This window comes from Flavimobilis rhizosphaerae, assembly GCF_014852685.1.
Lineage (GTDB): Bacteria > Actinomycetota > Actinomycetes > Actinomycetales > Cellulomonadaceae > Flavimobilis > Flavimobilis rhizosphaerae.
The window spans coordinates 1-17,584 of the sequence record NZ_JACZDF010000008.1; the positions used below are offsets into that span (position 1 = coordinate 1).

A 17,584-nucleotide genomic window follows, 5' to 3' on the forward strand; every position below is an offset into this window, starting at 1 on the left:
AGAGGACCTATCACCGTCGCCGGCGGCAGGTCCGACTGGGGCGGTTGACCCCGATCGAGTTCGAGACCATCCTGACCACTCAGGTCGCACTCGCAGCCTGAACCTGACTGTCACCTGTTCGTGCAGCAGTCCCACCGTAGCCCGACGCCTGGCCGGGCGGTTCCGCTTCGCGAACCTGCCCACCGGAGCGACCCTGGCCGATTTCGACCTCGACCACGCCTCCGGCATCGACCAGAGCCTGCTGACCGAGCTGGGCACCTGCCGCTACATCGACACCGCCACCAACGTGCTCCTCATCGGCCCGCCCGGGGTCGGCAAGACCCACATCGCCACCGGGCTCGGACACGCCGCCGTCCAAGCCGGCTACCGCACCTACTTCACTTCCGCAGCGGACCTCGCGGCCCGCTGCCACCGCGCCGCGATCGAAGGCAAATGGTCGACCATGATGCGCTTCTTCGCCGGCCCCACCCTGCTCATCATCGACGAGCTCGGCTACCTGCCGCTGCCCGCCGAAGCCGCCTCCGCACTGTTCCAAGTCATCAACCAGCGCTACCTGAAGACCTCGATCGTGATCACGACGAACAGGCCCGTCGGGGCCTGGGGCGAGATCCTCGGCGACACCACCGTCGCCGCCGCGATGCTCGACCGACTCCTGCACCGATCCGTCGTCATCACCCTCGACGGAGCGTCCTACCGCCTCCGCGGCCACCACGCCGCAGCCGACGAAATCCGCCGCGCCACCACCGGCACGAACCTGCGCTAACCTACCCGCGCGACCTGAGGAACTTCACCGAGCAACTCTGAGGAAATTCGACGAGCGCCGTCAGGTCCGGCCGTCATCGTTGACGGTGCCGGCCACGCCCGCCAGGGCAGTAGCGGCCCACTCCGGTGCTGCCGCGTTGAGCTACAGCGCGGCGCCGCACCTGCCGCAGACGCGCGCCGTCTTCGGCACATTCGCCTTGCACGCGTTGCACTGCACCTGGGTAGCCAGCCGCGCACCGAACAAGACCGCACCGATGCCGCACAGCAGCGCCGGGAACATGAAGAAGGACAAGGCCTCGTCGAGGCTGGAGAAGTAGACGAACACGGCGCCGGCGGCGAGGCACAGCACGAGCCCGAACAAGGACTGCCCGGAGCGGCTGGTCGTCGGCCCGCTCGCGTGCGGCGGCACCGCGGCGGGGGCAACTGCTGGCGCCCCGGGCACCGGGCCCGTGGCGTACGAGGTGGCGCCGGCGTAGGGGACCCACTTCTGCCCGTCCCACCGCATGGTTCCATCCGGGCTCAAGATTGGCTGCTCTGCCGACATCGCACGATCCTTACGTTTGCTGAGTCTGTACCGATGTATCGGCGCACCCGGGCGCAGGCTTGAGTCGCCACCAGCATGCCGCTACGCCAGAAGACGCTCGGCGTGACCCTACCGGACTCGCCAGGCGATGACGTCGAAGACACGCAGCGTGGAAATGACCTCCGGCAGCTGCGCCTGGCGCCGCAGCTTCTCCAAGTGCTTGTGGTTCGGTCGCCCGTCAGGACCGACCTCGCGCATCCACGCATGCAGCGGCTGCCACAGCCGCTCCTTGACGATGCTCAGCTCGGCCATCACGACCGAGTCCGCGATCGGCACCAGGTGAGGACGCTTACGAGCCATGAGCTTCGTCGCCGACGTCGCCCCGAACCCGTCGGATGCTAGTGGGGTCCCTGATAGTGGTGTAGCCACCCCGTGGCCGACCTCGTCACCGACGTAGGCGCGGCCACCGTGTGATCCTTCGAGTCAACCTTCCACAATCCTCGAACGGAGTCGTCACGATGACCGCTCCACACATTGTCGACCCTGCCAGCCTGCTTGGTGAAGCCCTCTCGCAGGCGTCCCCGGACCTGATGCGTCAGCTGCTGCAGACCACGATCAACGCCCTGCTTTCCGCCGACGCCGACGCCTTCTGCGGCGCCGAGTGGGGCAAGGCCTCCCCGGACCGCACAGCCCAGCGCAACGGCTACCGCCACCGGGACCTGGACACCCGCGTCGGCACGATCGACGTGGCCGTCCCCAAGCTGCGCAAGGGCACCTACTTCCCAGACTGGCTGCTCGAACGTCGTAAGCGCGCCGAGACGGCCCTGATCACCGTCGTCGCGGACTGCTACCTCGCCGGGGTCTCCACGCGCCGCATGGACAAGCTCGTCAAGACCCTCGGCATCGACTCCCTGTCCAAGTCCCAGGTCTCGCGCATGGCCGCCGACCTCGACGAGCACGTCGCACAGTTCCGCCACCGCCGGCTCGACGAGGCAGGACCATTCACGTTCGTGGCCGCCGACGCTCTGACGATGAAGATCCGTGAAGGTGGACGCGTCATCAACGCCGTGGTCATGGTCGCTACCGGTGTCAACGCCGGCGGGCGCCGGGAGGTCCTCGGCATGCGCGTGGCGACGGCGGAGACAGGACCGGCCTGGAACCAGTTCTTCGCCGATCTCGTCGCTCGAGGACTCACGGGAGTGCGCCTGGTGACCTCCGGCGCGCACCAGGGCCTGGTGGAGGCGATCGCGGCGAACCTGCCCGGGACCTCCTGGCAGCGCTGCCGCCCGCACTACGCGGCCAACCTCATGGCCGTGACGCCCAAGAACTTGTGGCCCGCGGTCAAGGCGATGCTGCACTCGGTCTACGACCAGCCCGACGCCAAGGCGGTCCAGGCGCAGTTCGACCGGCTCCTGGACTACGTCGAAGACAAACTGCCCGACGTGTTCGCCCACCTCGACGCCGCTCGCGCCGACATCTTGGCCTTCACCGCCTGCCCTGAAGGCCTGTGGGCGCAGATCTGGTCGAACAACCCGAATGAGCGTCTCAACCGCGAGATCCGACGGCGCACGGACTCGGTGGGGATCTTCCCCAACCGGGAGGCGATCGTCCGGCTCGTCGGCGCGGTCCTGGCCGAGCAGAGCGACGAGTGGGCTGAAGGGCGCCGTTACCTCGGTCTGGACATCATTGCCCGCAGCCGAATGAACGCCGTCACCGACACCGACGCAGGGAATGACACCGGGCCCGGGGAGGTGAGCGAGTCCCTGCTCGAGCTCAGCGCCTGACCCAACCAACTCAAAGGATCACCAGCCCGCTACACCACTCCCAGGGGCTTGACCAAGCACCGCGGTGCGATGCTGCGGGGGTCCCCTCGGATAGAGGTGCGCATAGGCGCTCAGATCGCGAGCAGCGCCCTGACTTCTGTCACTGAGCGCCCGTGAGCGAGCAGGGCAACCTGCGCCGAGAGCTCTTCATGCAGCTGTGCCACGGTGGCGCCGTGCGAGATCCAGCGGGGGCCGAGCGGGGCCGACTGAGCCTCCAGCTCCAGGCCCGGCCTGGGCTCGAACTCGGGCAACTCTGGCAGCCCGCGCTCCTTGCGCGCGGCGGCGCCGACCCTGCCGACGAGCCAGGCCTCGCCAAAAGCGTGCGGCCGGAGCGAGGCGCGCGAGGACCCCGTGCCTATGTATACCAAGAACATGGTGTCGTGCCGCTGCGCCGACCATCTCTCCTCGGCGAACGAGAACTCGCAAACCGTGTCGCAGTGCAGGGTGATCTCCGCGCCGTAGTGCTGGAGCGCCTCGACGCAGTCCGCGCTCACGAGCCGCTCGGGGATCTCGCGCTCCCGCCGAAGAAGCTCGGCACGGTGCCGCTCGGCCCCGAGCGGCACCCAGGCCTCTGCCAAGGCCCGTCGATCCGCGGGCTCGCCGGCCGCGAGCCGCGCGTGGAGCCAGGCCGGGTCCATCTGCAGGAAGTAGCGGAAGAACACCGCTACCGGCCCGCGCCAGAGCCTGCGGTCGGGGACGAGGAGCTGGACGCCGTGGTCGACCGACCAGACGGCGGCGACCACCCCGTCGACCACGGCTATCCACGACCACCCCTTCGCCCGAATCCCCGGAGGATGATCGTTGAGCGCCTTGCTGAGCAGTGTGCCGAGGGGCACGGTCGCTGTGGCGGCGTGCGACTCCATGTCGTCGCCCATCGCGACGCTGTCCCTGTCGAGGTTCAGCTGCACGGCTCGCCAGCTCATGGCGCGCTCTGCTCGACGATGTTGATCGAGACGTCGAGAGCAGTCATGCCCTCTATCCTGCCAGCTCATCGTCGTCGTTGTCGGGCGCTCGAATCACGCGCAAGGGCCCCACCCTGCCGGGAGGGCAGCATCACCGCGGCCACACTGGGCCGCACCCATGCCGCACGCGACTTTCGCCGACGGCGTCGGGGCGATCGTCGTGGGCGCCTCGACGGCTGAGTGGATGCGGCGCCGGGACGAGCCCTGGCCGTACACACAGCCGGCCGGGGTGCTTCACTCACCGCGACCTGCCGGTCCCCGCGGGCGAGGACGGCCATCCGCTCTTCACGTGCTGGCTCGACGTCGAGCCCGTCGACGTCGCCCGCAACCGTGCCTTCATGTGCGGGCGCTACCGGGTGCGGCGCCCGTCCGCGTGACCCCCGTGCGGCGCTGACGTGCTGGCGTCAGTCTCTCTCGAACCAGCGCAACGTCGCGTCCCTGTACCAGCGCTGGTGCGTGCGCAGCCACGGTGAGGACTCGACTTCGTCGAGGTCGGCAACGCCGAGGAAGTAGCCGAGGTGCAGCGCGATGACGCCGTCGACATGTGCCGCGGGAACGTCGCGCGTCGCAGGATGCGCAGCGAGGAGCGCTCGGACGTCCACGCCGTCGGCGGCGGGCGCGATCATCGCGACGACCGCCATGAACCAGGGCGGCGCGAGCAGCCCCGCGCTCCAGTCGACGAGCCTCACGCTGCCGTCTGCCCCGAGCAGAAGGTTGTCGTCGCGGACGTCGTCGTGGCTCAACGTCGTCGCGGGAGCCTCCAGCAGGACCCGACGCGCCAGCTCGCGGATCTCGGCGGTGCGCGCCGCGCCGAGGCGCGACTCTAGAAGACCTAGCTGGTCGACGAAGGTGCCAAACTCGCCAACCCACGAAGGCGCATCGATGCCAGGTGGGGGAGGTGTGAGCGACGCGCCGAGCCCTACGAGGGTGTCGAGCACGCGTGCGGCATCCTTCTGTGTCCAGGGCCGCGGCGGATGGGTTGCCGCGACCGCTTCGTAGGCCGCGAGGAACCAGCCATCGGCGTCGAGCGTCCACAGCAGGGGGACCGTCGCGGGGTGCGACGGCAAGGCCGCGACAGTCGCCGCCTCGCGACGATAGGCCTGCGCCAGCCACGCCTCCTGGGTGGGACCTGCGCCCTTGAGGAAGACGGCCCGCCCGTCGTCGAGCGTCAGAACGCTTGCGAGGCCCGGGGTGAAACCAGCGATCGCGCTCGAGCCCGCGACGACCCGGGCGTTGAGTCGACGTTCCACGGCGTCACGTGCAGCGGCGGAAACGTCCTGCCAGTGCGGACGACGCGACGTGCGGTAGGTCGGCGTGCCCGCTGTGGTACCGGGTCCAGTCATGCGGGGAAGCATCGCACGAGCGGTCACACCGAGAAGTACTTCGCCTCCGGGTGGTGGAACACGAACGCGTCGGTCGACTGCTCGGGGTGGAGCTGGAGCTCGTCGGAGAGCTCGACGCCGACGCGCTCGGGGCGCAGCAGCTCGACGACCTTGCGACGGTCCTCCATGTCAGGGCACGCGGGATAGCCGAGCGAGAAGCGTGCACCGCGGTACTCGAGGTCGAACATGCCGGCGACATCCGCCGGGTCCTCCGCCGCGAAGCCCAGCTCCTCACGCACGCGTGAGTGCCAGAACTCCGCGAGCGCCTCCGTCATCTGCACGGACAACCCGTGAAGTTCCATGTACTCGCGGTACTTGTTCGCCGCGAAGAGCTCCGCCGTGGCGTCGTTGACGCGCGCCCCGATCGTCACGAGCTGCACCCCGAGCACGTCGATCTCACCGGACTCGCGCGACCGCACGAAGTCCGCGAGGCACAGGTGACGATCGCGACGCTGACGGGGGAACGTGAAGCGCAGCCGCTCAGTGCCGGGCTCGCCGCCCGAGCCTCCGTCGGGCCCCTCGTGGTGGAGCACGACGACGTCGTTGCCCTCGGCGACGACGGGGAAGTAGCCGTAGACAATGGTCGGCTCGAAGAGCTCCTCGGCGACGATCCGGTCGAGCCAGCCGCGCAGCCGCGGCCGCCCCTCGGTCTCGACGAGCTCGTCATAGCCGGGGCCGTCGCCGCGCGTCGGCTTGAGGCCCCACTGGCCCATGAACGTCGCACGCTCGTCGAGGAACCCCGCGTAGTCGGCGAGGCGCACACCCTTGACGATGCGCGTACCCCAGAACGGCGGCGTCGGCACCGGGTTGTCCGCGGCGACGTCGGAACGCGCGGGCATGTCCTCCGGCTCGGTGAACGTCGGCGTGACGACCGTGTGCCGGCGCTTCTTGAGCGCGGGCAGCCCGACGGCGTCGCGTGCCTCGCCGCGCGCAATGCGCACGAGCGGCTCCATGAGCCGCAGGCCCTCGAACGCGTCCTTCGCGTAGCGGACCTCGCCCTCGTAGAGGTCAGCGAGGTCGTCCTCGACGAAGACACGCGTGAGCGCCGCACCGCCGAGGATCACCGGGTACTTGCTCGCAAGCCCGCGTGAGTTGAGCTCGAGGAGGTTCTCCTTCATGACGAGCGTCGACTTCACGAGCAGCCCCGACATGCCGATGACGTCCGCGCCGTGCTCCTCGGCGGCCTCGATCATCGCGCCGATCGTCTGCTTGATGCCGATGTTGACGACCGTGTAGCCGTTGTTCGTGAGGATGATGTCGACGAGGTTCTTGCCGATGTCGTGGACGTCGCCCCGCACGGTCGCGAGGACGATCGTGCCCTTGGAGCCCGTTCCTTCGACCTTCTCCATGTGCGGCTCGAGGTACGCGACGGCCTGCTTCATCGTCTCGGCAGACTGCAGGACGAACGGCAGCTGCATCTCGCCGCGGCCGAAGAGCTCGCCGACGACCTTCATGCCCTCGAGCAGGTGGTCGTTGACGATGTCGAGGGCCTTGACGCCCGCGCCGAGTGCCTCGTCGAGGTCGTCGGTCATGCCCTTGGCCTCGCCGTCGACGATGCGCCGCGCGAGGCGCTCACCGAGCGGCAGCGCGGCGAGCTCGGCAGCCCGCTGGTCCTTGAGGGACGCTGAGTCGACGCCCGCGAAGAGGTCGAGCAGATGCGCGAGCGGGTCGTGGACGAGGTTGCCCTCGTCGTCGTAGCGGCGGCGGTCCCATACGAGGTCGAGCGCGGCCTCGCGCTGCTCGTCGGGGATCTTCGCGAGCGGCAGGATCTTTGCGGCGTGGACGATCGCCGAGTCGAGCCCGGCCTTGACGGCCTCGTGGAGGAAGACGGAGTTGAGGACGGTCCGTGCGGCCGGGTTGAGACCGAAGGAGACGTTGGACACGCCGAGCGTCGTGTGGACGCCCGGGTAGCGCTTCTTGAGCTCGCGGATGGCCTCGATCGTCTCGATCGCGTCGCGCCGCGTCTCCTCCTGACCTGTCGCGATGGGGAACGTCAGGGCGTCGACGATGATGTCCTCCACCGCCATGCCCCACGTCCCGACGAGATCGTCGATGAGCCGGCTCGCGATCGCGACCTTGTGGTCGGCGGTGCGTGCCTGCCCCTCCTCGTCGATCGTCAGCGCGACGACGGCCGCGCCGTGCTCGCGCACGAGCGGCATGATCCGCTGGTAACGGGAGCCGGGACCGTCTCCGTCCTCGAAGTTCACGGAGTTGACGACGGCACGACCGCCGACGAGCTCGAGGCCCGCGCGCAGCACGTCGGGCTCGGTGGAGTCGAGGACCAGGGGAAGGGTCGAGGCGCTCGCGAGGCGCGAGACAACCTCGCGCACATCGGCGACACCGTCGCGTCCCACGTAGTCGACGCACACGTCGAGCAGGTGCGCGCCGTCCCGCGTCTGGTCGCGCGCGATGCGCACGCACTCGTCCCACGCGCCCGCGAGCATCGCCTCGCGGAACGCCTTGGACCCGTTGGCGTTCGTGCGCTCGCCGATCGCGAGGAAGCTCGCGTCCTGGTCGAAGTCGACGTGCGTGTAGAGGCTCGCGACGCCCTGCTCGACGACGGGCGTGCGCGGCGCGAGCGGCGCCCCGCCGACGGCCTCGACGACCGCGCGCAGGTGCTCGGGCGTCGTTCCGCAGCAGCCGCCGACGAGTGCGAGCCCGAACTCCCCGACGAACTGCTTGTGGGCCGCGGCGAGCTCCGCGGGCGTGAGCGGGTAGACGGCGCCGTGCGCGCCGATCTCCGGCAGGCCCGCGTTCGGCATGCACGACACGGGCACGGGGGAGTGCTTGGCGAGGTGGCGCAGGTGCTCGCTCATCTCGGCAGGACCCGTCGCACAGTTGAGGCCGATCGCGTCGACGCCGAGGACGCGCAGCGTCGTGAGGGCGGCGCCGATCTCGGAGCCCATGAGCATCGTGCCCGTCGTCTCGACGGTGACCTGGGCGATGATCGGCACGTGCTGGCCGAGCCGCTCCATGGCCTCGTGGGAGCCGTTGACGGCGGCTTTGGTCTGGAGGAGGTCCTGGCTCGTCTCGATGAGGATCGCGTCCGCACCCCCGCGCACGAGGCCCTCGGCCTGGAGCGAGAACGTGTCCTTGAGGTGTGCGTACGTCGTGTGGCCGAGGCTCGGCAGCTTGGTGCCGGGGCCCATCGAACCGAGCACCCACCGCTCGCGGCCGTCGGCCGCCGTGTGCTTGTCCGCGCTGCGGCGTGCGATCGCGGCTCCGGCCTCGGCGAGTTCGGTGATGCGGTCGTCGATCCCGTAGTCGGAGAGGTTCGACCAGTTGGCGCCGAACGTGTTCGTCTCGACGCAGTCGACGCCGACCTCGAAGTAGCGGTCGTGCACGGACTCGACGACGTCGGGCCGCGTGACGTTGAGGATCTCGTTGCAGCCCTCGAGGTTCTCGAAGTCGTCGAGCGTGAGATCCGCTTCCTGAAGCATCGTGCCCATCGCGCCGTCGGCGACGACGACCCTCGTGGCGAGTGCGTTCTTGAACGATGCGGCGCGGGCTGTGAGCATGGCCCGAGTCTAGGGAGGAGTGTCGCGTGCCGTCCGCGTTGCCCGCACCCTGGTCTCCGGCCCCGGGAATCCGCGCGGATGGTTGCTCGTAGTCACCATCTGCGCGGATTCTCGCGAGGGTGGGATCAGCCGATCGCGTGGAGCGGAACCTTGAGCGCGACGCCCGAGCCGTCACGACGCTCGTCGACGTCCGGCAGCGGGACCGCCTGACCGCCCGACGCGACGCCGTGGGCCGGCGCGGGGCCCACCCAGGCGTGCAGCAGCGTGTCCTCGCCCTTGAGGAACCGGTGGGAGCGGACACCCCCCGTGGCCCGGCCCTTCGACGGGTAGGCGGTGTAGGGCGTGACCTTCGCGGCACCGGCTTCCGTGCCGGGAAGCGCCGCCGACGAGCCCGACACCGTGACGACGACCGACTGCGGGCCAAGACCCGCAGGCACGACGCCGAAGAAGCGCACCTGCTCGCCGTCGGCGAGCCGCAGGCCCGCCATGCCGCCGGCGGCGCGGCCCTGCGGACGGACCTGCGACGCCGAGAAGTGCAGCAGGGACGCGTCGGTCGAGATGAGGACGAGCTCGTCGTCGTCCGTGCACGCTCCCGCGCCGACGACCTCGTCGCCGTCCTTGAGCGTGATGACGTCCCACGCGTCCTTGCCCGGCACATCGTCCTGCGCGACGCGTTTGACGACGCCCTGACGGGTGCCCAGGACGACGGTCGGGGCGAACGAGTCGAGCGAGACGAGCGTGAGGACGCGCTCACCAGGCTCGAGCGCGACGATCTCGCCGACGGGCGCACCGCCGCCGAGCGACGGAGCGCCGCCCGTCGGCGGCAGCGCCGGCAGCTCGAGGACGTCGACGCGCACGATCCGGCCGCGGTTCGTCACGGCGCCCACCTGGCCGCGGGCCGTCGCCGCAACCTGCGCGGCGAGCGCGTCGTGCGCGGAGCGCTCCTTGCTGCGGACGGGCTCGTCGCCGTCGGTCGTGCGGGCGAGCAGCCCCGTCGCGGAGAGCAGCACCCAGCACGGGGAGTCGGCGACCTCGAGGGGCGTCGCCGACGCCTTGCGGGCTGCGGGCGTCTCGCCGCCCGACGACTCGAGGAGGATCGTCCGGCGTGGCGTACCGTGCACGCGGGCGACCTCGGCCATCTCCTCGGAGACGAGCGCACGCAGCCGCGGCTCGGACGCGAGGATCGCCTCGAGCTCGGCGATCTCCGCGCGCAGCTTCGCCTGCTCGTCCTCGAGCTCGATGCGCGAGAACTTCGTGAGCCTGCGCAGGCGCAGCTCGAGGATGTAGTCGGCCTGGAGCGTCGAGAGGTCGAAGACCTGCATGAGGCGGCTGCGCGCCGACTCAGCGTCGTCGGACGTGCGGATGACCTCGATGACCTCGTCGATGTCGAGGATCGCGACGAGGAGGCCGTCGACGAGGTGGAGGCGCTCGCGCCGACGGTCCAGGCGGTACGTGCAGCGGCGTCGCACGACGTCGAGCCGGTGGTCGACCCACACCTGGAGGAGCTCCTTGAGCCCGAGGGTGCGCGGTTGGCCGTCGACGAGCGCGACGTTGTTCATGCCGAACGAGTCCTCGAGGGGCGTGAGCCGGTAGAGCTGCTCGAGCACGGCCTCGGGGTTGAAGCCGGTCTTCACCTCGATGACGATCCGCAGGCCGTGCTCGCGGTCGGTGAGGTCGGTCGCGGCGGAGATCCCGGAGATCTTCTTGTTCTTGACGCCGTCGGCGATCTTCTCGATGACCTTCTCGGGGCCCACCTGGTAGGGCAGCTCCGTAATGACGATGCACTTGCGCTTGGCTGTGACGTTCTCGATGCGCGCGGTCGCACGCGTCCGGAACGAGCCGCGGCCCGTGCGGTAGGCGTCGCGGACGCCCTCGAGGCCGACGATCTTGCCGCCGCCAGGGAGGTCCGGGCCGGGCACGAAGCGCATGAGCTCTTCGAGCTCGGCGTCCGGGTTCTCAAGGAGGTGCCGGGCGGCCGCGACGACCTCGACGAGGTTGTGCGGCGCCATGTTCGTCGCCATGCCGACGGCGATGCCGGTCGTGCCGTTGACGAGGAGGTTGGGGATCGCAGCGGGGAGGACCTCGGGCTGCGTGAGCTTGTTGTCGTAGTTGGGGACGAAGTTGACGACGTCCTCGCCGAGGTCCGCCGTCATCGCCATGGCGGCCGACGCGAGGCGAGCCTCCGTGTACCGGGGCGCCGCGGGCCCGTCGTCGAGCGAACCGAAGTTGCCGTGGCCGTCGACGAGCGGCAGCCGCAACGAGAAGTCCTGCGCGAGACGCACGAGTGCGTCGTAGATCGCGACGTCGCCGTGCGGGTGGAGCTTGCCCATGACCTCGCCGGTGACGCGCGCGGACTTCACGTAGGGGCGGTCCGGGCGCAGGCCCATGTCGGCCATCTGGTAGAGGATGCGGCGCTGGACGGGCTTGAGTCCGTCGCGCGCGTCCGGTAGCGCCCGTGCGTAGATGACCGAGTACGCGTACTCGAGGAACGACCCGCGCATCTCCTCGCCGACGTCGATGTCGACGATCTTCTCGACGTAGTCCTCGCCGGGGTCGACGGTCTTCGAGGTCCTGCGGGCCATGGGTGGGTGCGCTCCTCACGCTCGACGATCAGCCGTCATTGTCGCCGCCCGGCAGGGTGCGGGGCGAACGGCGCGCCGCGCCGGCCCTCACCGGCTCGGACGCGCCGCGTCAGGCTAGCCTGAGGCTGTGACACTGACGACGCCGGACGGCGCCGCCCGCTACCCCGTGGAGTGGGAGGCGGACGTCATCCTGCGCGACGGGTCGACGACGCACCTGCGGCCGATCACCCCTGAGGATGCCGACGCGCTCCAGGCGTTCCACGTCGCGCAGTCGGAGCGCTCGATCTACATGCGGTTCTTCGCGCCGCTCAAACGGCTCCCTGAGCGTGACCTCGAACGGTTCACGCACGTCGACCACGTCGACCGCGTCGCTCTCATCGCGGTGGCCTCGTCGACGACGACCGCGGCCGCGCCCCTCGCCCTCGCGGCCGGGACGCCCGAGCCCGAGGAGCGGATCCTCGGGGTCGCGCGCTACGACCGCATCACGCCCGACGAGGCCGAGGTGGCGTTCAACATCGCCGACTCCGTCCAGGGCCGTGGCCTCGGCTCGGTCCTGCTCGAGCACATCGCGGCGGCCGCGAGGGAGCGTGGTGTCCGGCGCTTCTCGGCGGAGGTGCTCCCGCAGAACACGCGCATGCTCGCGGTCTTCCGGGAGGCGGGGTACGACGTCTCGCAGCGCGTCGAGGACGGCATCGTCGCGGTGTCGTTCGACCTCGACCCGACGGAACGTTCACGGACCGTCATGGCGGAGCGTGAGCGCCGGGCGGAGGCCCGCTCGGTGCAGGGCCTGCTCGAGGTGGCGTCGGTCGTCGTCGTCACGGACCCGGACACGCCCGCGGGGTCACCCGTCGCGCTCCTCGCGGAGCGCGCGGTCGAGTCGCTCGTCGCGACGCGACGCCTCGTGCCGCCGGGGGCCGCCGACGAGCCCCGGGGCACCGACAGGCACGGGAGCGCCCGCGGGGACGGCGGTCCCGGGCTGCACATCGACGTCGTCGGGCTCGCCGGCGCGAGCCGTCTGTGGAACCGGGACGAGGTGACCTATCACGCGACGCTCGACGCGTTGCGCTCGACGGGGCGGACGGTCGACCTCGCGGTCGTCGCGCTCGACGCGGACGCGACCGTCGAGGCCGTGCGGGACCTCGCGCACCTCGGGCCGCGGGGTGTCCTCGTCCTCGGCGAGGGCTTCGCCGAGACCGGCAGCGACGGTCTGGCCCTTCAGCGCGACCTCCTCCACACGGCGCGCACCGCGGGCATGCGCGTCGTCGGTCCGGGTTCGTACGGGCTCGCCCGGCTCACGGGCGACGTCCCGGTCGCCGCGACGATCGCCGCGGGCGCACCCGCACCGGGACGCATCGGCCTGTTCTGCCAGTCGTCACCGACGGCCGTGACGCTCCTCGCCACGTTCGCGCGACGGGGGCTGGGCCTTTCGACGTTCCTCTCGGCGGGCAACCGGGCGGACGTCTCGGGCAACGACCTCATGCAGTTCTGGCACGAGGACGCGGCGACGGACGTCGTGTGCCTCTACCTCGAGTCGATCGGCAACCCGCGCAAGTTCTCACGCATCGCGCGGCGCCTGTCGGCGGTGAAACCGGTCGTCGTCGTCACGGCGGGGCGTTCCGGCCAGGTCGTGCCGCCTGGGCATGCGGTCCGGGCGTCGCACGCGCCACGGCGGACGCTCGAGGAGATGCTCCGGCAGTCGGGCGTCATCCGAGCCGAGAACACCCACCAGATGGCGGACGTCGCGCAGCTGCTCGACACGCAGCCGCTCCCGGCGGGGCGGCGCATCGGCATCGTCACATCGTCAGCGGCGCTCGCGTCGCTCGTCGCCGAGGCAGCGAGCTCGGCAGGTCTCCTCGTCACGGGGCACGTCGGGATCGTCGGGGAGTCCGCCGACGACGCGACGGCCGCGGCCGTCGTCGACGAGGTCTCCGGCGGTGAGATCGACGCGCTCGTCGCAGTCGACATCCCCGTCCTCGGGCTCGGCGACGGCGCGTTCACGCGCGCCGTCGCGCGCGCCGCGGCGCGGACGGGCCGGACGACGGTCGCGTCGGTCCTCGGCCGCCACGGGCTCGACGGCGAGCTCGCGAGCACTACCGACGACGGCAGACGTGTCCAGGTGCCGGCATACGCGACGCCCGAGGATGCGGTGCTAGCGCTCGCATCGGTCGCGCGCTACGCCGCGTGGCGTGAGCGTGACCACGGCGAGTACCTGCGACCTGACGCGGACCAGGCGCGGGCCCTCGAGCTTGCGGAGAGCTGGACGCGGGCCGACGAGGAGGTGAGGCTCGCGCCCGAGCAGGTCGCCGAGCTTCTCGCGTGCTATGGCATCGACGTCGAGCCTTCGATCGAGGTGCACGACGCCGAGTCGGCCGTCGCTGCGGCCGAGCGGCTCGGCTGGCCGGTCGCGCTCAACAACATGGACGCGGCGCTGCGCCACCGGCAGGACCTCGGCGGTGTGCGGCTCGGGCTCCAGGACGTGGACGACCTCCGCGAGGCGTTCGCCGCGATGCGCGCGGAGGGGCGGGAGCGACTGGGCACCGACGTGAGGCTCGAGGTGCAGGCGATGGTGCCCGCAGGTGTCGCGTGCGTCGTCCGGACGGTTGAGGACCCGCTGTTCGGGCCCGTCGTCGCGTTCGGGCTCGCGGGGGACGCGATCGATCTGCTCGGCGACGTCTCGTACGGCATCCCGCCGCTCACGGACGTCGACGTCGACGAGATGGTGCGGTCCGTCAAGGCGGCTCCGAAGCTCTTCGGCTACCAGGGGCTCGCGCCGATGGACACGGCTGCTGTCGAGGCCGTCCTCGCGCGCGCCTCGCGGCTCGCCGACGACCTCCCGGTGCTGCGGTCCCTCGAGCTCTATCCCATCGTCGTCGGGCACGAGGGTGCGCGCGTGCTGCAGGCGCGGGCGACGCTCGGGCGCACGCTCCGGCCCGACGAGTCCCGTCGCGCGATGCCCGCGCCGCCCCGCTGACCACAACGGCCCGCTGTGCGCGACGTGTCCACGCCGCTCGGACACCGGGCCGCGGGCCGCGCGCCGCGTCTGGGATGATGGTCGGGTGACTTCTTCGACGACCGACAACCGTGAGGCGCTCCGCGACCGGCTCCAGCGAGCCGGGTACTACCCGGAGCTCGTGCTCGACATCGTCGAGGGCGCTGTCGTCGGGGAGAGCATCCGGGAGTCCCTCGTCCACGTCGAGACGACGTTCGCGACGAACGAGGTCCACCGTCACGTCACGGTGCTCGTCCTCACCCCGACACGTCTCGTGTCCGTCCACGTCGACGACCAGCCCGCCGACGCCGAGCACGCGGTGGCGAGCGCGATCGCGACGAGCGAGGTCCTGCCGCTGTCTGCGGTGCGGTCCGTCGTCACGACGCACGTCGTCGTGTCGCCTGCCGATCACGTGCCGGGCGAGCCGCCGTCCGAGGTGACGATCGCGGTCGGCTGGGGCGCGGTCAACCGTGTCGAGCTCGAGCCAGCCGGTTGCGGCGATCCAGGGTGCGACGCCGACCACGGCCTCACGGGCACGATGTCTCCCGACGACGTCGTGCTGCGCGTGAGCGCGCAGGCCGAGGGCGTCGCCGCGGTGCGCGAGGCCCTCGCGTTCGCGCGGGCCCTCGCGGCCGCGACCGGTCAGCACGGCTGACCGTGCCCGCGACGTCCGGGGTGCAGACACGGCTCGCCCGGGCGGGGCTGCGCCCGCCCGACCACGAGCTGTCCCTCGGTGCGGTCCTGCTCGCTGCCGCGGACGCCGCGGGCGCAGTCGTCGCCGCGCGGACGTCCCTCGACGGCGCGGAGCGGACCGGCGCCGAGGCCCGCGCCCTGCTGCGCCTGCCACGGGCCGAGCGGGTCGTCGTCGTCCTCGTTGACGGGCTCGGCCTCGCCCAGCTGCGCGAGCGGCGCGGTCATGCACCCACCCTCCGCCCCTTCCTCGACGGTGCGCGCGCCCTCTGTTCGGCGTTCCCGTCGACGACGGCGTCGTCGCTCGGGCTCCTCGGGACCGGGTGCGCCCCGGGGCTCACCGGCATGGTCGGCTATACCGCGCGCGGCGCGGACGGGCGGCTCGGCAACCTCGTGTCGTGGACGGGGCTCGGCGACCCGGCGGACGTCCAGCGCGAGCCGACGGTGCTCGAGCAAGCATCCGCGGGCGGACTTCCCGTCACCTCCGTCGGCCTGAGGCGGTTCGACGGCTCGGGGCTCACCCGTGCCGTGCTGCGTGGAGCGCGGCACGTCGGCGTCGACGACCTCGGGGCGCGCGCGGACGCGGCAGCGCGCGCGCTGCGAGCACCCGGTCTCGTCTACCTCTACTTCGGCGAGGTCGACAAGGTCGGGCACCATGCGGGCTGGACGTCGGACGCGTGGGGCGACGCTGTCACGGACGTTGACCGCGCGATCGGACGTCTGCTGCGGGTCGTGCCGCGCGGGACCCTTGTCCTCGTCACGGCCGACCACGGGATGGTCGACGTCGACCTCGCGCACCGGCACGACGTCACGGCCGCGCCGCACCTCACCGAGGACGTGACGATGATCGCGGGGGAGCCCCGGATGTCGCACGTCCACGTCCGTAACGGCGCCGAGCCCGGCGTGGTCGCGCAACGCTGGCAGGACGTCCTCGGCGACGACGCGGTCGTCCTCACGCGCGACGACGCGGTCGGAGCGGGGCTTCTCGGCCCGCTCGCCGAGCACGTCGCCCCGACGGTCGGCGACGTGCTCGTCCTCGCGACCGGGCAGGCGACTGTCGTCGACCCGCGCACGCAGAGCGCGGCATCGCTCGGGCTGAGGGGCGTCCACGGGTCGCTCACGCCCGCCGAGACCGACGTCCCGCTCGTCGCGCTCACGACGTAGACCGCGGTGCTGCCGCGCGCGGCTACTCGTCCGTGCGCGCCCCGAAGACGATCTCGTCCCAGCTCGGCACCTTGGGCCGGCCCTTGCCGCCGCGGGTGCGTGACCGTTCGAGCGGCGGCGGGGTCGCGTCGTCGACCGGGATGCCGAGCGTCCCGTCGTCCTCCGCCGTGCCGTCGTGCGACGACGGGGTGACGACCGCGAGGCCCGGTGCGTCGTCGCCCGCGTCCGTGCCGGTGGCCGAGCCGGCGGTCGGGGCGGACCCACCGGACGAGGGCGTCGGGCGCGCGCGGTCCGCGAGCGAGTAGAGACGCGCACCGCCGCTCGAGGCCTGGTCGTCGGACGGCACGTCGGGCGTCGTCGGGACCTCGGGGCCTGCGGCGTCCTCGTCCGAGGGCTCGTCGAGCTCCTCCTCGACGTCGAGGTCGATGTCCTGGCGGACACCGCGTCGTGCCGAGAGGTCGTCGAGGAGCGCCGCCGTCGGGTCGTGCGGCGGCTCGGGCGCGGCTGGGCCGGGCACGAGAGGACCGCGCGGGTCGGACTCCTGGTCGTAGGGGACCGCGTCGAAGACACGGGAACGTACCGGCTCGAGGTGGCGGCGCACGGGCTCGTCGACGATGCGGGTCTCCGAGAACCACCGGCCCTCGTCGTCGACCGCGGTGAGCGTCCGAGACTGCTGGTCGAACGTCCACGTGGCGCGACGCGACTCCGTGCCGACCTCGTAGGACACCGTGACGTGCCAGGGCTCGCCGACGGGCCGCCACGCGTCCCACACGAGTTCGGTCGTGTCGACGTGGCGTGCCGCGAGGCGATCGGTGACGAGGTCGCCGAGGACCGGGGAGTCCCCGTCCCGGCCGACACGCGTGCCGCGGGCCTGCGTCGCGACGAACTCGCGCTCCGCGAGCACCGGGCCCTCGTAACGGCGGACCTGCGCGACGCTCACACCTCCGAGCTCCGCGACCTCCTCGGCGGTGAGACCCGCCCGCACCTGCGCCTGGATCTCACGGGGCGGCATCGTGCCTGCGTCGGCGGCCCGCAGCTGCTCGAGGTGCGGGCGGTTGCGGCGTACGGCCGCGCGCAGCGGCTCGTCGATCCGCAGCGTGAAGCGTGTGCCGTCCGACGCGGCGAGCACGAGGTGCTCGCCGTCGTCGGCAAGTCCGATGAGCTCGAGCTCTGCCATGAGGTCCCTCCG

11 protein-coding genes and 1 pseudogene are annotated in these 17,584 nt (G+C 71.5%); 5 read left to right on the forward strand and 7 right to left on the reverse strand.

All coding sequences use genetic code 11. The annotated features are described in order from the left end of the window. Nucleotides 1–133: 133 nt before the first annotated feature. Nucleotides 134–763 (forward strand): annotated as a pseudogene (gene istB, locus IGS67_RS12385) (IS21-like element helper ATPase IstB); the annotation flags it as partial. Between the two features lie 141 nt (nucleotides 764–904). Here the strand turns inward: istB and IGS67_RS12390 are convergent. Together IGS67_RS12390 and IGS67_RS12395 are read right to left on the reverse strand one after the other, a co-directional pair. Further along, nucleotides 905–1,306, reverse strand: a complete 402-nt coding sequence (locus tag IGS67_RS12390) for a hypothetical protein (RefSeq protein WP_192281616.1) — start codon at nucleotides 1,304–1,306, stop codon at nucleotides 905–907. 108 nt (nucleotides 1,307–1,414) lie between these two features. Next, nucleotides 1,415–1,714: a DUF6308 family protein gene (locus IGS67_RS12395; protein WP_328742655.1), complete on the reverse strand. Its 300-nt coding sequence runs from the start codon at nucleotides 1,712–1,714 to the stop codon at nucleotides 1,415–1,417. An 89-nt stretch (nucleotides 1,715–1,803) separates the two neighbouring features. On the opposite strand from IGS67_RS12395, the gene IGS67_RS12400 reads away from it, so the two are divergent. Then, on the forward strand, nucleotides 1,804–3,069 hold the full coding sequence (locus IGS67_RS12400; RefSeq protein ID WP_192282003.1) for an IS256 family transposase: 1,266 nt from the start codon (nucleotides 1,804–1,806) through the stop codon (nucleotides 3,067–3,069). A 110-nt stretch (nucleotides 3,070–3,179) separates the two neighbouring features. On the opposite strand, the gene IGS67_RS12405 is transcribed toward IGS67_RS12400, so the two are convergent. The 4 genes from IGS67_RS12405 to IGS67_RS12420 all read right to left on the reverse strand — a co-directional run bounded on the left by IGS67_RS12405 (nucleotide 3,180) and on the right by IGS67_RS12420 (nucleotide 11,552). Continuing rightward, entirely contained in the window at nucleotides 3,180–4,031 is an 852-nt protein-coding gene (locus IGS67_RS12405) for a hypothetical protein (protein WP_192281622.1), read from the reverse strand. 443 nt (nucleotides 4,032–4,474) lie between these two features. Next, a complete protein-coding gene (locus IGS67_RS12410) occupies nucleotides 4,475–5,413 on the reverse strand; it encodes a phosphotransferase (protein WP_192281626.1) in 939 nt (312 codons plus the stop codon). 23 nt (nucleotides 5,414–5,436) lie between these two features. Then, on the reverse strand, nucleotides 5,437–8,970 hold the full coding sequence (gene metH, locus IGS67_RS12415; protein WP_192281629.1) for a methionine synthase: 3,534 nt from the start codon (nucleotides 8,968–8,970) through the stop codon (nucleotides 5,437–5,439). 125 nt (nucleotides 8,971–9,095) lie between these two features. Next, entirely contained in the window at nucleotides 9,096–11,552 is a 2,457-nt protein-coding gene (locus tag IGS67_RS12420; protein WP_192281633.1) for a DNA gyrase/topoisomerase IV subunit A, read from the reverse strand. Nucleotides 11,553–11,685: 133 nt separating this feature from the next. Here IGS67_RS12420 and IGS67_RS12425 point away from each other — a divergent pair, with 133 nt between their 5' ends. The 3 genes from IGS67_RS12425 to IGS67_RS12435 all read left to right on the forward strand — a co-directional run bounded on the left by IGS67_RS12425 (nucleotide 11,686) and on the right by IGS67_RS12435 (nucleotide 16,395). Then, nucleotides 11,686–14,523 (forward strand): GNAT family N-acetyltransferase, encoded by a 2,838-nt coding sequence (locus IGS67_RS12425; protein ID WP_192282007.1) that lies wholly within the window; start codon nucleotides 11,686–11,688, stop codon nucleotides 14,521–14,523. 85 nt (nucleotides 14,524–14,608) lie between these two features. Next, on the forward strand, nucleotides 14,609–15,196 hold the full coding sequence (locus IGS67_RS12430; protein ID WP_102508467.1) for a DUF5998 family protein: 588 nt from the start codon (nucleotides 14,609–14,611) through the stop codon (nucleotides 15,194–15,196). 2 nt (nucleotides 15,197–15,198) lie between these two features. Next, a complete protein-coding gene (locus IGS67_RS12435; RefSeq protein WP_328742663.1) occupies nucleotides 15,199–16,395 on the forward strand; it encodes an alkaline phosphatase family protein in 1,197 nt (398 codons plus the stop codon). A 22-nt stretch (nucleotides 16,396–16,417) separates the two neighbouring features. On the opposite strand, the gene sepH is transcribed toward IGS67_RS12435, so the two are convergent. Beyond that, complete coding sequence (sepH, locus tag IGS67_RS12440) at nucleotides 16,418–17,572, reverse strand: septation protein SepH (RefSeq protein ID WP_192281638.1); 1,155 nt, start codon at nucleotides 17,570–17,572, stop codon at nucleotides 16,418–16,420. Between the last annotated feature and the right edge of the window lie 12 nt (nucleotides 17,573–17,584).